Genomic DNA, 12,959 nt, shown 5'->3' with positions numbered 1-12,959 from the left:
TCGTGACGGATAATCCGAACAAAAAAACATTCTGGGACAAAATCCACATCGATCCCACGATGTTGCTTATTTTGCTGGCGCTGCTGGTTTACAGCTCGCTGGTCATCTGGAGCGCCAGCGGCCAGGATATTGGCATGATGGAGCGCAAGGTCGGTCAGATCGCGATGGGCCTGGTCATCATGGTGGTGATGGCGCAAATCCCGCCCAGGGTTTATGAGGGCTGGGCACCCTATCTCTACATCTTTTGCATCATTCTGTTGGTGGCGGTAGATGCCTTCGGCGCTATCTCCAAAGGCGCGCAGCGCTGGCTGGATTTGGGGATTGTGCGTTTTCAGCCTTCCGAAATCGCCAAGATTGCCGTGCCGCTGATGGTCGCGCGCTTCATCAACCGTGATGTTTGCCCGCCATCGCTAAAAAATACCGCCATTGCGTTGGTGCTGATATTTATGCCCACCCTGCTGGTGGCCGCCCAGCCAGACCTCGGAACTTCAATTCTGGTCGCCCTTTCCGGTCTGTTTGTTCTGTTCCTTTCTGGTTTGAGCTGGCGTTTAATCGGTGTTGCGGTGGTCCTGGTTGCGGCGTTTATCCCGATACTGTGGTTCTTCCTGATGCATGATTATCAACGTCAGCGCGTCATGATGTTACTCGATCCGGAAACCGATCCGCTGGGTGCGGGTTATCACATCATTCAGTCTAAAATTGCTATTGGCTCCGGCGGTCTACGTGGTAAGGGCTGGCTACACGGTACGCAGTCGCAGCTTGAGTTTTTACCCGAACGTCATACAGATTTTATCTTCGCGGTATTAGCGGAAGAACTGGGTCTGGTAGGGATCTTAATTCTGCTGGCGCTGTACATTTTGCTGATTATGCGCGGATTATGGATCGCTGCCCACGCGCAAACCACCTTTGGTCGCGTCATGGCGGGTGGTTTAATGTTGATATTATTCGTTTATGTCTTCGTAAATATTGGTATGGTGAGCGGTATTCTGCCCGTGGTTGGCGTTCCTCTCCCACTGGTCAGTTACGGAGGCTCGGCACTTATCGTGCTGATGGCTGGGTTCGGGATTGTTATGTCGATCCATACCCATAGAAAAATGTTATCGAAAAGCGTGTAAGGGGTACGCAATGCGTAAGCAGTGGCTTGGTATCTGCATCGCAGCAGGAATGCTCGCGGCGTGTTCGAGTGATGATGGTCAGCAACAGGGTGCTGTCGCGCCGCAGCCTGCGGTGTGTAATGGTCCGATTGTTGAAATCAGCGGGGCCGATCCGCGCTTTGAACCCCTGAACCCAACGGCGAATCAGGACTATCAGCGTGATGGTAAGAGCTACAAAATCGTCCAGGACCCTTCCCGCTTTAGCCAGGCAGGGCTTGCCGCTATCTATGATGCGGAACCCGGAAGCAACTTAACCGCGTCTGGTGAAGCGTTCGACCCGATGCAGTTAACCGCAGCGCATCCGACGCTGCCAGTCCCAAGCTATGCCAGAATAACTAACCTGGCTAATGGCAGGATGATTGTCGTGCGCATTAACGATCGCGGCCCTTATGGCAACGATCGCGTGATTTCACTTTCACGTGCAGCAGCCGACCGTCTGAATACCTCCAACAATACCAAAGTACGTATCGACCCGATCATCGTCGCCCAGGATGGTTCCTTGTCCGGGCCGGGAATGGCTTGTACCACGGTAGCGAAACAAACCTATGCCCTGCCCGCGCGTCCTGATTTAAGCGGCGGTGGCAATATGGGCAGCATGCCTGCGCCATCGGATGCGGGTCAGCCGCAAGGCGATATTCGTCCGATCAGCAATTCCACGTTGAAAAGCGATGATACAACCGGTGCGCCAGTGAACAGCAGTGGATTCCTCGGTGCGCCGACCACGCTCGCTGCAGGCGTGCTGGAAGGTAGCGAGCCGACTCCGGCTCCGCAACCGACCACCACCGCACCGGTAACGCCAACCGCACCAGCAGCAACACCAACCGCCGTCGCAGCACCTGCGCCAGCGGCAGTAGCCAACGGACGCTACGTGGTTCAGGTTGGCGCAGTCAGCGAGCAGTCGCGTGCGCAGCAGTATCAAAAACGTTTAAGCCAGCAATTTGGCGTCCCAGGTCGGGTGGTACAAAACGGCGCAGTCTGGCGTATCCAGATGGGGCCGTTCGCCAGCAAAGCTGAAGCCTCCACATTGCAGCAGCGTCTTCAAGCCGAGGCGCAATTACAGTCCTTCATCACCGGCGTGTAATAACGTAAATCAGGTATCTGAACTGTCAGTTTCTGTAAATGACATTAACAAAGTCACGCGGAAAGTCAGATGCCTGCCCGTTTTGCATTTGCTATAGTAGGGCACTTTTTTTAATTTCATCACGGACGTCGTAGTTCAGACCATGAAGACCACTTTTTCCGCTCGTTTCGTGCAGCGTATGGCGCTCACCGCGGCTCTCTGCGCAGCTTCTCTCTCTGCTGCCCATGCCGATGACCTGAATATTAAAACCATGATCCCAGGTGTTCCGCAGATCGATGCGGAGTCATATATCCTGATTGATTACAATTCAGGCAAAGTTCTGGCAGAACAGAACGCTGACACTCGCCGCGATCCCGCCAGTCTGACCAAAATGATGACCAGCTACGTCATCGGCCAGGCGATGAAAGCCGGGAAATTCAAAGAAACCGATCTGGTCACCGTCGGCAATGACGCCTGGGCTACAGGTAACCCGGTCTTTAAAGGTTCATCATTGATGTTCCTGAAACCTGGCATGCAGGTTCCTGTTTCTCAGCTTATCCGTGGTATCAACCTGCAATCCGGTAATGACGCGTGCGTAGCAATGGCGGACTTCGCAGCCGGCAGCCAGGATGCTTTCGTCGGTCTGATGAACAGCTATGTGAACGCGCTGGGCCTGAAAAACACCCACTTCCAGACCGTTCATGGTCTCGACGCTGACGGTCAATACAGCTCGGCTCGCGACATGGCGATGATTGGTCAGGCGCTGATTCGCGACGTGCCTAACGAATACTCTATCTATAAAGAAAAAGAGTTCACCTTTAACGGCATCCGTCAGTTAAACCGTAACGGCCTGCTGTGGGATAACAGCCTGAATGTCGACGGTATCAAAACCGGTCATACCGACAAGGCTGGCTATAACCTCGTTGCATCCGCAACCGAAGGTCAGATGCGTCTGATCTCCGCCGTCATGGGTGGCCGCACCTATAAAGGTCGTGAAACCGAAAGTAAAAAACTGCTGACCTGGGGCTTCCGTTTCTTTGAAACCGTGAACCCACTGAAAGTCGGTAAAGAGTTTGCTTCAGAGCCCGCCTGGTTTGGTAATACCGATCGTGCATCGTTAGGCGTAGATAAAGATGTCTACCTGACTATTCCGCGCGGCCGCATGAAAGATCTGAAAGCAAGCTATGTGCTGAACACCACAGAACTGCACGCACCGCTGCAGAAAAACCAGGTTGTCGGCACCATCAACTTCCAGTTGGATGGCAAAACCATTGAGCAGCGCCCGCTGGTAGTCCTGCAGGAAATCCCTGAAGGCAACTTCTTTGGGAAAATCATTGATTACATTAAATTAATGTTCCATCACTGGTTTGGCTAAAAATTGAACACTTGAAAGTGTGATTTACGTCCCCATATACTAGGTATCCAGATAACTCCCACGCGCTGTGGGAGTTATTATTTATTGATGTAACGCCGGAGCTGACATGAAAACCAAACTTAACGAACTGCTTGAATTCCCTACTCCATTTACTTACAAAGTAATGGGGCAGGCGTTGCCTGAGCTGGTTGATCAGGTGGTTGAAGTGGTACAGCGCCATGCGCCAGGTGATTACTCTCCGACGGTAAAACCGAGCAGCAAAGGCAACTACCACTCGGTCTCAATCACTATTACTGCTACACACATTGAGCAGGTTGAAACGCTGTACGAAGAATTAGGCAATATCGATATCGTACGCATGGTACTGTAAAAACCTGTTGGTTACCCGCTGCATCCCCCGCTCGGGTAACCCCTCCCTCCTGTGATATACTTTTCCCCCTCTTTTATATTCTCTACTCTATGTGAGTATCTACGGAGATGCCGTTTTGTATCAGGATAAAATTCTTGTCCGCCAGCTCGGTCTTCAACCTTACGAGCCAGTTTCTCTGGCCATGCACGAATTCACCGATACCCGCGATGAAAACAGTTATGACGAAATCTGGCTGGTAGAGCATTATCCTGTTTTTACCCAGGGTCAGGCAGGTAAAGCAGAGCACGTACTGATGCCGGGAGATATTCCGGTGATCCAGAGCGATCGTGGCGGTCAGGTGACTTATCACGGGCCGGGCCAGCAGGTCATGTATGTGCTGTTGAACCTGAAGCGTCGTAAACTTGGCGTTCGCGAACTGGTTACGCTGCTGGAGCAAACCGTTGTGAATACCCTTGCGGAAATCGGTATTGACGCTCACCCGCGAGCCGATGCGCCTGGCGTATACGTTGGAGAGAAGAAAATCTGCTCTTTGGGGTTACGTATTCGTAAAGGTTGTTCATTTCACGGCTTAGCGCTCAACGTGGATATGGACTTGTCGCCTTTCCTGCGTATCAATCCTTGTGGTTATGCCGGAATGGAAATGGCGAAGATATCGCAGTGGGATAGCACAGCCACGACCGAGAGCATTCGCCCAAGGCTGCTGGCCAACATTCTGGCGCTGTTGGGTAACCCACCGCACGAGTACATCGCGGACTGAAAATACGCGCATACTTTGCCACGGCATATGTTGTGGCAAATGGCACAAAACAACAACTATTTTACATTTTGCCAGCCTGTCAGGCTGCTTTCTGGCCCGTTTCAATGATATACTGCGTATCACTAATTCAAAAATAGTTGATAAATGCAACATTCCCTTGAATTGAAACGCTTTCCTTCGTAATTCGCAACTGGAACACGCAAGCTATGAGTAAACCCATTGTGATGGAACGCGGTGTTAAATACCGCGATGCCGATAAGATGGCTCTTATCCCGGTAAAAAATGTGGCAACAGAGCGTGAAGCCCTGCTGCGTAAACCGGAATGGATGAAAATAAAACTGCCAGCGGACTCCACTCGCATCCAGGGCATCAAAGCGGCAATGCGCAAAAATGGCCTGCACTCTGTCTGCGAAGAAGCTTCCTGCCCTAACCTGGCTGAATGTTTCAATCACGGAACTGCAACCTTTATGATCCTCGGCGCAATCTGTACCCGCCGTTGCCCATTCTGTGACGTTGCCCATGGCCGTCCGGTTTCTCCTGATGCTAACGAGCCGTTAAAACTTGCTCAGACGATTGCTGACATGGCGCTGCGCTATGTCGTCATTACCTCCGTTGACCGCGACGATCTGCGTGACGGCGGTGCTCAGCACTTTGCTGACTGCATCACCGCTATTCGTGAGAAAAGCCCGTCGATTAAAATCGAAACGCTGGTGCCTGACTTCCGTGGTCGTATGGATCGCGCGCTGGATATTCTCACCGCCACTCCGCCGGATGTGTTTAACCACAACCTCGAAAACGTACCACGTATTTATCGCAATGTACGCCCCGGGGCTGACTACAACTGGTCACTGAAGCTTCTGGAACGTTTCAAGGAAGCGCACCCGGAGATTCCGACTAAATCAGGTCTGATGGTCGGTCTGGGCGAAACCAATGCGGAAATCATTGAGGTCATGCGTGACCTGCGCAGTCATGGTGTAACTATGTTGACGCTGGGGCAGTATTTACAGCCAAGCCGCCATCACCTGCCGGTTCAACGCTATGTGAGCCCGGATGAGTTCGATGAGATGAAAGCCGAAGCTATGGCAATGGGCTTTACCCATGCAGCCTGCGGTCCATTCGTTCGCTCTTCTTACCATGCTGACATGCAGGCCAAAGGGCTGGAAGTGAAGTAATCGTGTAATACTCACTTACATATCAGCAATAAAAAACCGGCAAATTGCCGGTTTTTTTTCATGCAGAGTATGCAGTATGAGCATCATGCTCCTGACATTACTCTTTATGAGAAAGCTTCTCAGCCTGAACGCTACCATCAGCATCTTTCTTAGCATCGGCATTATCGTCGTTCATTGCTTTCTTGAAGCCCTTGATTGCCGTTCCCAGGTCTCCACCCAGTGTACGTAACTTCTTGGTACCAAACAGCAGAACAACCAGTGCGGCAACCACCAGCAGTTTGGTAATACTAATCTCACCCATAGATACCTTCTTGACTTAAACCAGGCTGCATAAAGCGCCATATTAACCTGAGAATATTAACGGCCTTTCGACGCGCGCACACAATAGCAATCTGTAACAAGGTGAATCAAGCCTTGTTTAAAAAAACGTCATAATAATTGCGGTGGCGCAAAGCGTCGGTTACTTAACACCGGGAGTTGTGCCCTAACCTGCCTCACCCGCTCGGCGGAAACCTCGGCCATAATTAGCGCGGGCGTTTCTGCCGCAGCAGCAATGGTCACACCAAAGGGGTCGATGACCCTGCTTTGGCCGATATTCTTGTTACCGCACTCTCCCGCCGCAATCAGGTAACACGTCGCATCTAACGCTCTTGCCGCCAAAAGCGTAGCCCAGTGATGCTCTTTAAGCGATCCCCGAACCCAGGCTGCGGGTAAGACAAGAATTTCCGCTCCCTGCAATGCGTGCACCAGCGCCAGCTCAGGAAAGCGCAGATCATAACAGGTCATTAACCCTACTTTTAACCCGTCTACGTCCAGCAGCGGCGCTATGGCGTCCCCTGCATCAACATTACGTGACTCCTGAATCGAAAAGGCATCATAGAGATGTAATTTAGCGTAATGGGCCACGACCTGACCTGCCCGTAGCGCCACCAGCATGTTAAACGCCCGGCCTGGCACAGAAGGAACATGAATCGTCAGGATTGTCGTCATCTCGTTTTGCGCGCTTTCTCGCAGCAAGCGCGTCAAAAATCCGCCCTCCAGCAGTTGAGCTGATTTCACTGACAGGTCTGGGTCCAGATCGTCACGGGCCAGAAGCGCCTCCGGTAATACCAGCAGCGACGCCCCCTCTCCTGCAGCCTGTGACATCAATAAGACGCAGGTTTCTGCATTTTTTTCCCATGAAGGTCCCACGGCAAATTGCCCTGCTGCAACGAACATATTCCCTCCAGAAAACGTTGTTAGGCTCGCCAACCACGATTATTCAGCGTTACACTCATCCTATATACAATCAAATAGCAGGATTATGCAGTGTTACAACTCCTTTTAGCGGTTTTTATCGGTGGTGGTACAGGTAGTGTAGCAAGATGGATGTTGAGCATGAGGTTTAACCCGCTACATCAGGCCATCCCATTCGGTACACTGGCTGCAAACTTACTTGGCGCATTTATCATTGGTATGGGTCTGGCGTGGTTTAATCGCATGACTAACATTGATCCAATGTGGAAGGTACTGATTACCACTGGCTTTTGCGGGGGACTAACAACGTTTTCCACTTTCTCAGCTGAGGTGGTGTTTTTGCTACAGGAAGGACGCTTTGGTTGGGCTATGGTGAATGTACTGGTTAATCTGTTGGGATCATTTGCGATGACCGCCCTGGCATTCTGGCTGGTTTCGGCCTCTCCCGCGCACTGAAGCGAAAAAAAACCCGCAATTAAGCGGGTTTTGAATGCTTGCTGTCGTATGCTTACAGAGCGATTACGTTTGCAGCAGAAGGGCCTTTGGCACCGTTAGTGATTTCGAACTCTACACGCTGACCTTCAGCCAGAGTTTTAAAACCATTGGTCTGGATTGCAGAGAAGTGTACGAACACGTCTTTGCTGCCATCTTCCGGAGTAATGAAACCGAATCCTTTGGACTCATTAAACCACTTAACGTTACCTTTAATCTTAGACATCAAAATTACCTTTACATGAAAAATAGACACAAATGCTGTGTCGGGTATCAGTACAACAATTGTGGTGGACTTTGTCCAGTCGAACTTTATCAAAAAGTGATAAATGTCGCGTTATTTTTCAGTTAAAGTTAATATCGCACTGTTTTTAAAAGACTTTTTAATAATCCACCTGACAATACAGGTAGTCCATCAAAACTGGAAACGCATCCATGCAAAGTAGACGTTACCGTTGTTGTACGTTCCCGGAATGTAGGTCATCTGGAACGTTGCCGGACCATACCCTATCGATGCCAGCGGTAACAGCACGGGAACCGGAATGTAGTTCCAGTTATCGCGCGCAGTAAAACCGGCGGTAAAGCCAAGTCCGGTATGGAAATTTTCATCTGTCAGCGGTCGCCAGGTTTTTTCCCAGCCATAACCACCAATAGGTTCCCATTTATTGTAGGAATCCTTAAAGGCCATTATATAAAGCCCGTGCCAGTTACCTTTATCATCCCAACGGGATTGACCAAAGCCCGCCCCCCATGGGCGTTCATTGTAGCGATCCGTTTTTTCTTTATCATAAGCAAAACGAGCATGCCAGGTAATAGCCGGCACGTACAGATCATAATGTTCTGGCTGCTGCCAGGTTTCACTGACGTTGTCTTTAAAAGTAGCGAACCAGCCTTTATCTTCAGCAGCACCCTGGGGAATGAAAGCTAACTGAATAAAAAGAAATGAAAAAATGAGAAAATATCGTTTAGCGACAATCACAACTTAATTACCATCCTGGGATTTATTATTAATTGTAGCAAACCCAACCTTAATGTTAGCTTAACAAAAATGCGCAGCTAAAAAATCAGAATAATCCTCAGCCTATAATTTTTAAGATAATTATCCATGAGTTTATTGAGCCATCTAATAGGAACTATTTTCTCTTTATTGCCAATAAATTGTTCTTTCCTGCGAAAAAAGTTAAATATCATCACAATAAATTAACAATTAATATTCATTATTGCCACAAAACACACACATCAGCGCTGCGCTTCACAGTTTCTTATTGTGAGATTCTTTTTTAAACCGCGATGCTGAAAAAACGGCTTAACCATCGCTTGAATCCGTATTTTTATTGATTTTAATCAGCAAGAGTTATCGGTTTATTAGGCACATTCTGTCACCACTTTTTACTTTTTTTAGTTTTTTTACTTTCTGGGCAGCAATGCGACAGGGGAAACGATGTTGACATTTATTGAACTCCTTATTGGGGTTGTGGTTATTGTGGGTGTAGCGCGCTACATCATTAAAGGTTATTCCGCGACAGGCGTACTGTTTGTTGGTGGTCTGGTTTTGCTGATTATCAGTGCGCTGATGGGGCATAAAGTTTTGCCGTCCAGCGCGGCATCAACGGGCTATACGGCAACAGACATTGTTGAATATATTAAAATTTTGCTGATGAGCCGTGGTGGCGATCTCGGCATGATGATCATGATGCTGTGTGGTTTTGCCGCTTATATGACCCACATTGGCGCGAACGATATGGTCGTTAAGCTGGCCTCCAAGCCTCTGCAATACATCAACTCTCCTTACCTGCTAATGATTGCCGCCTATTTTGTCGCCTGCCTGATGTCACTGGCGGTTTCGTCAGCAACCGGTCTGGGCGTATTGCTGATGGCAACACTGTTCCCGGTCATGGTTAACGTTGGGATCAGCCGTGGCGCCGCAGCGGCCATTTGTGCCTCCCCTGCTGCAATTATTCTTTCACCAACATCCGGTGATGTGGTGCTGGCGGCAAAAGCTGCGGAAATGCCGTTGATCGATTTCGCCTTTAAAACCACGCTGCCAATTTCCATTGCCGCCATCATTGCTATGGCGATTGCCCACTTTTTCTGGCAGCGTTTTCTGGATAAAAAAGAGAACATTTCTCATGAAATGTTAGATGTGGCTGAAATCACCACGACTGCTCCGTCATTTTACGCCATTCTGCCGTTTACCCCGATTGTTGGCGTCCTGATTTTTGATGGTAAATGGGGTCCACAGCTGCATATCATTACGATTCTGGTTCTGTGCATGCTCATCGCGGCTATTCTGGAGTTCGTACGTGGGTTCAACACCCAAAAGGTTTTCTCTGGTCTGGAAGTCGCTTACCGTGGTATGGCGGATGCCTTTGCTAACGTGGTGATGTTGTTAGTCGCTGCGGGTGTTTTTGCCCAGGGCCTGAGCACAATCGGCTTTATTCAGAGTCTGATATCTATCGCCACCTCGTTTGGTTCGGCGAGCATTATTCTGATGATGGTGCTGGTGATCCTGACTATGCTGGCGGCAATGACTACGGGTTCCGGTAACGCTCCGTTCTATGCCTTCGTTGAGATGATCCCTAAGCTGGCGCATTCCTCCGGCATTAACCCAGCTTACCTTGTTATCCCGATGCTGCAGGCGTCAAACCTTGGACGCACAATCTCCCCGGTCTCCGGCGTGGTGGTTGCTGTTGCAGGTATGGCGAAGATTTCTCCGTTCGAAGTGGTGAAACGTACTTCGGTTCCGGTTCTGGTTGGGCTGTTGGTTGTGATTATCGCAACTGAAGTGATGGTACCAGGTTCTTCTTCAGCCCTCGTTGGCGGCTGATACTCAGTGAAATGTAGGCCGGATGAGGCATTCACGCCGCATCCGGCATTTCGACTGCAACGTTGCCGGATGTCGATGCTAAAGCATCTTATCCGGCCTACGTCAGAAATCAGCATTTAGCCGCCGTGATAGATACGCTGCGGCCTACCCACCTTACCGTGAATAATCTCCGCAATAATCAAATGACGGCTGGCACAGTACTCCAGGTAGCGTCTGGAAGTCGTTCGGCTGATGGTGAGCGCCTGGGCGATCGTTTCTGCTGTATGGTGTACCGTCGGATCGGCAAATAATTTCAGCACTGCATTCAGCGTTAAGGCATCAATCCCGGTCGGTAAATCCCCTTTCGGCTCGCCCCGCGCGTAGGCATTAAACATCTCATCTATCTGCTTTTGACTGGCGCTATCATTACCCGCCAACATGCGTCGCCGCTGTTGATAACGCGTCAGGGTCTGCCCCAGCCGCTCGTAGGCAATGGGTTTGACCAGGTAATCAAACGCGCCGCTGCGCACAGCTTCGGAGACTGTTTCCATGTCGCTGGCCGCCGTGGTAAACACCACACCGCCCGGATAACGCGCCTGGGTTAGCTCATGCAATAAGGTAATTCCCTTGCCGTCCGGCAAGTAGTTATCGAGCAGAATCAAACCGGGCTTAAAACGCTCAATCATCATCCTCGCCTGCGCAAGATTACCCGCCAGCCATATCTGGCTGAAGCCGGGTATATGGCGGATATATTCAGCATGCATTTCCGCCAGTAGCGTTTCATCCTCAACGATCAATAGCGTTAATGGTTCCGTCATTGTTTTTTTTCACTTTCGGAAGAAATAAAGAAAATAAGGTGCCGCAGGGGGAGTTATCTTCGAGCGTAATCACCCCGTCACAGCGCCTCACATAACTAGCAATAAGATACAAACCGATGCCATGTTCACCTGGTTCATCGGTACGGGTGCTCACACCCTGTTCAAATATTTTTTCACGCAATGCTTCCGGCACACCGCATCCCTGATCGGCAACTTCGATGATCACGTCATCCCCTTCATCGCTCAAATAGAGTTCGACGACCTTGTTGCCTTGCTGGGTGCGCAAGCTCGCTTCAAATGCATTATCAAGCAGATTGCCAACAATTGCTGCAAACTCTGTGCTATCCAGCCCCTCGGGGAGTTGATGCAGTTGGCTGCCCGGAACAATAGTCATGGTGAGACCCAGTTCCCGCGCGCGCTGCACCTTGCCAAACAACAGACCGGCTACCTGACGATCGGCAAACGCGCCGCGCAGGCTGTCAATCAGTTGCTGTTGCGCCTGGGATTCCCCCTGCACCATGGCCAGAACCTTGTCATACTCTTTCATTTGCAGCAGACCATTGATGGTCGACATCCAGTTCAGGTGCTCATGACGCAGCGTCCTCAGGCTCTCTACATACTGTTTGATTTGCGTTAACTGCGCATTAAGAGTAGCAATTTCATCTTTACTACGAAAACTGATGATTGCCCCAAGCAGTTCGTCACCGGATCGAATCGCCTCACGGTTGGCGATAACGCTCAGTCCATTAAAGTTGACCATCGCGTCCTGTCGTTTTTCCGCAATCTGTTGGGTGAAAAAGTCCGCTGGCTGAACCACCTCACTCACCGGTTTTCCAAGCCACTTTCTCCCAGGTGAAGACAGCCCCAGCATTTTCCTCGCACTGCGATTTATTGCGGTGATATATCCATCAGGATCCACGGCAATCAATCCTTCATATACCGAGCTGAACAACGCTTCCTGCTGACGTACCACACGCGCAATTTGTTTCGGTTCCATACCCAACATCTGCCGACGAATATGGGCAGCGAAAAACCAGGAGAGCAGCATCAGAACCAACAGCAGCAGGATAAATACCCCAGCCATTGGCAGTAAGAAGTCCGATCGCCAGCTATCGATTTTGCTGATCAGATAACCAATTGAGACTACGCCAATGATTTTGCCATCGTCATCAAAGATGGGCGTTTTAGCGCGCATTGCCATCCCAATGGAGCCTTTACCGGTAATAAAGTAGCTCTCCCCTTTTTCCAGCGCACCGGGTTTGGTGAACTGCATCGGATAGCCAATCTTTTCCGGGTTCGGATGATATAGACGAATGGAGTTGGTATCCCCGATAACCACGTAGTCGAAGTCAGTTCCGCTCTGCAGTTTGTCGGCAATCGTCGCCAATCGCTTGTAATCACGATGCTTAACCGCCGTGATGATACTGTCGTTAGAGGCGATGATTTTGGCCTGATTCATTGCCATATCGCGGACATGCGTTGCCAGATAATCTTCAAAGCTGGCGGTGAAGTATTGTGCCAGGGCGGCGATGATAAAAACAGAAACGACCAGAATGAGCAGAAAGATACGTAAAGGAAACGCCAGACTGCGGAAAAAAGGAAACCGTGTTTTATTTTTCTGTTCTGCCATCACATTTTTCCTCACCGACGTTAACTAAAACTAATTTCTCATTGTAGTTGTAATTAAAATGTTCTATTTACACGTTATGGTATAAAACA

General features: G+C 50.0%; 14 protein-coding genes. 8 read left to right on the top strand and 6 right to left on the bottom strand.

Annotated elements, in window-relative coordinates; translation table 11 throughout:
- Nucleotides 1-2 precede the first annotated feature (2 nt).
- From mrdB to lipA, 6 genes are all read left to right on the top strand, one after another.
- The gene (gene mrdB, locus OGY08_RS23610) at nucleotides 3-1,115 is read left to right on the top strand and encodes a peptidoglycan glycosyltransferase MrdB (RefSeq protein WP_003022718.1); all 1,113 of its coding nucleotides are present in this window, start codon (nucleotides 3-5) and stop codon (nucleotides 1,113-1,115) included.
- 10 nt (nucleotides 1,116-1,125) lie between these two features.
- Complete coding sequence (gene rlpA, locus OGY08_RS23605; RefSeq protein WP_103015083.1) at nucleotides 1,126-2,235, top strand: endolytic peptidoglycan transglycosylase RlpA; 1,110 nt, start codon at nucleotides 1,126-1,128, stop codon at nucleotides 2,233-2,235.
- Between the two features lie 142 nt (nucleotides 2,236-2,377).
- Entirely contained in the window at nucleotides 2,378-3,589 is a 1,212-nt protein-coding gene (gene dacA / locus OGY08_RS23600) for a D-alanyl-D-alanine carboxypeptidase DacA (RefSeq protein ID WP_003022711.1), read from the top strand.
- Nucleotides 3,590-3,695: 106 nt separating this feature from the next.
- A complete protein-coding gene (ybeD, locus tag OGY08_RS23595) occupies nucleotides 3,696-3,959 on the top strand; it encodes a DUF493 family protein YbeD (protein WP_003022706.1) in 264 nt (87 codons plus the stop codon).
- Nucleotides 3,960-4,074: 115 nt separating this feature from the next.
- A complete protein-coding gene (gene lipB / locus OGY08_RS23590) occupies nucleotides 4,075-4,716 on the top strand; it encodes a lipoyl(octanoyl) transferase LipB (protein WP_125362498.1) in 642 nt (213 codons plus the stop codon).
- Nucleotides 4,717-4,922: 206 nt separating this feature from the next.
- Nucleotides 4,923-5,888: a lipoyl synthase gene (gene lipA / locus OGY08_RS23585; RefSeq protein WP_125362497.1), complete on the top strand. Its 966-nt coding sequence runs from the start codon at nucleotides 4,923-4,925 to the stop codon at nucleotides 5,886-5,888.
- A gap of 97 nt (nucleotides 5,889-5,985) precedes the next feature.
- Here lipA and tatE read toward each other — a convergent pair whose 3' ends face one another.
- Together tatE and OGY08_RS23575 are read right to left on the bottom strand one after the other, a co-directional pair.
- Nucleotides 5,986-6,189 carry a twin-arginine translocase subunit TatE gene (tatE, locus tag OGY08_RS23580; RefSeq protein WP_003022699.1) on the bottom strand — a complete coding sequence of 68 codons (204 nt, stop codon included), beginning with the start codon at nucleotides 6,187-6,189 and terminating at the stop codon, nucleotides 5,986-5,988.
- Between the two features lie 128 nt (nucleotides 6,190-6,317).
- Nucleotides 6,318-7,106 carry a deaminated glutathione amidase gene (locus OGY08_RS23575; protein ID WP_048214698.1) on the bottom strand — a complete coding sequence of 263 codons (789 nt, stop codon included), beginning with the start codon at nucleotides 7,104-7,106 and terminating at the stop codon, nucleotides 6,318-6,320.
- A gap of 90 nt (nucleotides 7,107-7,196) precedes the next feature.
- Between OGY08_RS23575 and crcB the strand changes: the two genes are divergently transcribed.
- Entirely contained in the window at nucleotides 7,197-7,580 is a 384-nt protein-coding gene (gene crcB, locus OGY08_RS23570; RefSeq protein ID WP_003831281.1) for a fluoride efflux transporter CrcB, read from the top strand.
- A 52-nt stretch (nucleotides 7,581-7,632) separates the two neighbouring features.
- Here the strand turns inward: crcB and cspE are convergent, their stop codons facing one another.
- On the bottom strand, nucleotides 7,633-7,842 hold the full coding sequence (cspE, locus tag OGY08_RS23565) for a transcription antiterminator/RNA stability regulator CspE (protein ID WP_000034825.1): 210 nt from the start codon (nucleotides 7,840-7,842) through the stop codon (nucleotides 7,633-7,635).
- A 189-nt stretch (nucleotides 7,843-8,031) separates the two neighbouring features.
- Nucleotides 8,032-8,595, bottom strand: coding sequence for a lipid IV(A) palmitoyltransferase PagP (pagP, locus tag OGY08_RS23560; RefSeq protein ID WP_125362496.1), 564 nt, complete (start codon nucleotides 8,593-8,595; stop codon nucleotides 8,032-8,034).
- Between the two features lie 462 nt (nucleotides 8,596-9,057).
- Between pagP and dcuC the strand changes: the two genes are divergently transcribed.
- A complete protein-coding gene (gene dcuC, locus OGY08_RS23555; RefSeq protein WP_125362495.1) occupies nucleotides 9,058-10,443 on the top strand; it encodes an anaerobic C4-dicarboxylate transporter DcuC in 1,386 nt (461 codons plus the stop codon).
- A gap of 116 nt (nucleotides 10,444-10,559) precedes the next feature.
- Here dcuC and dpiA read toward each other — a convergent pair whose 3' ends face one another.
- Both dpiA and dpiB read right to left on the bottom strand, forming a co-directional pair.
- A complete protein-coding gene (gene dpiA / locus OGY08_RS23550; protein WP_003831279.1) occupies nucleotides 10,560-11,240 on the bottom strand; it encodes a two-component response regulator DpiA in 681 nt (226 codons plus the stop codon).
- Nucleotides 11,209-12,870 carry a sensor histidine kinase DpiB gene (gene dpiB / locus OGY08_RS23545; protein WP_008784080.1) on the bottom strand — a complete coding sequence of 554 codons (1,662 nt, stop codon included), beginning with the start codon at nucleotides 12,868-12,870 and terminating at the stop codon, nucleotides 11,209-11,211. The genes dpiA and dpiB overlap by 32 nt, the downstream gene beginning before the upstream one ends.
- Nucleotides 12,871-12,959: the final 89 nt, after the last annotated feature.

Source organism: Citrobacter sp. Cpo069 (assembly GCF_030332785.1).
Lineage (GTDB): Bacteria > Pseudomonadota > Gammaproteobacteria > Enterobacterales > Enterobacteriaceae > Citrobacter > Citrobacter portucalensis.
This window is presented reverse-complemented; position numbering and strand designations above follow the sequence as displayed.

Coding starts and splice junctions, on each gene's coding strand:
- rlpA (WP_103015083.1), top strand. CDS start 1,126: ATGCGTAAGCAGTGGCTTGGTATCTGCATCGCAGCAGGAATGCTCGCG.
- dacA (WP_003022711.1), top strand. CDS start 2,378: ATGAAGACCACTTTTTCCGCTCGTTTCGTGCAGCGTATGGCGCTCACC.
- ybeD (WP_003022706.1), top strand. CDS start 3,696: ATGAAAACCAAACTTAACGAACTGCTTGAATTCCCTACTCCATTTACT.
- lipA (WP_125362497.1), top strand. CDS start 4,923: ATGAGTAAACCCATTGTGATGGAACGCGGTGTTAAATACCGCGATGCC.
- tatE (WP_003022699.1), bottom strand. CDS start 6,189: ATGGGTGAGATTAGTATTACCAAACTGCTGGTGGTTGCCGCACTGGTT.
- OGY08_RS23575 (WP_048214698.1), bottom strand. CDS start 7,106: ATGTTCGTTGCAGCAGGGCAATTTGCCGTGGGACCTTCATGGGAAAAA.
- cspE (WP_000034825.1), bottom strand. CDS start 7,842: ATGTCTAAGATTAAAGGTAACGTTAAGTGGTTTAATGAGTCCAAAGGA.
- dcuC (WP_125362495.1), top strand. CDS start 9,058: ATGTTGACATTTATTGAACTCCTTATTGGGGTTGTGGTTATTGTGGGT.
- dpiA (WP_003831279.1), bottom strand. CDS start 11,240: ATGACGGAACCATTAACGCTATTGATCGTTGAGGATGAAACGCTACTG.
- dpiB (WP_008784080.1), bottom strand. CDS start 12,870: ATGGCAGAACAGAAAAATAAAACACGGTTTCCTTTTTTCCGCAGTCTG.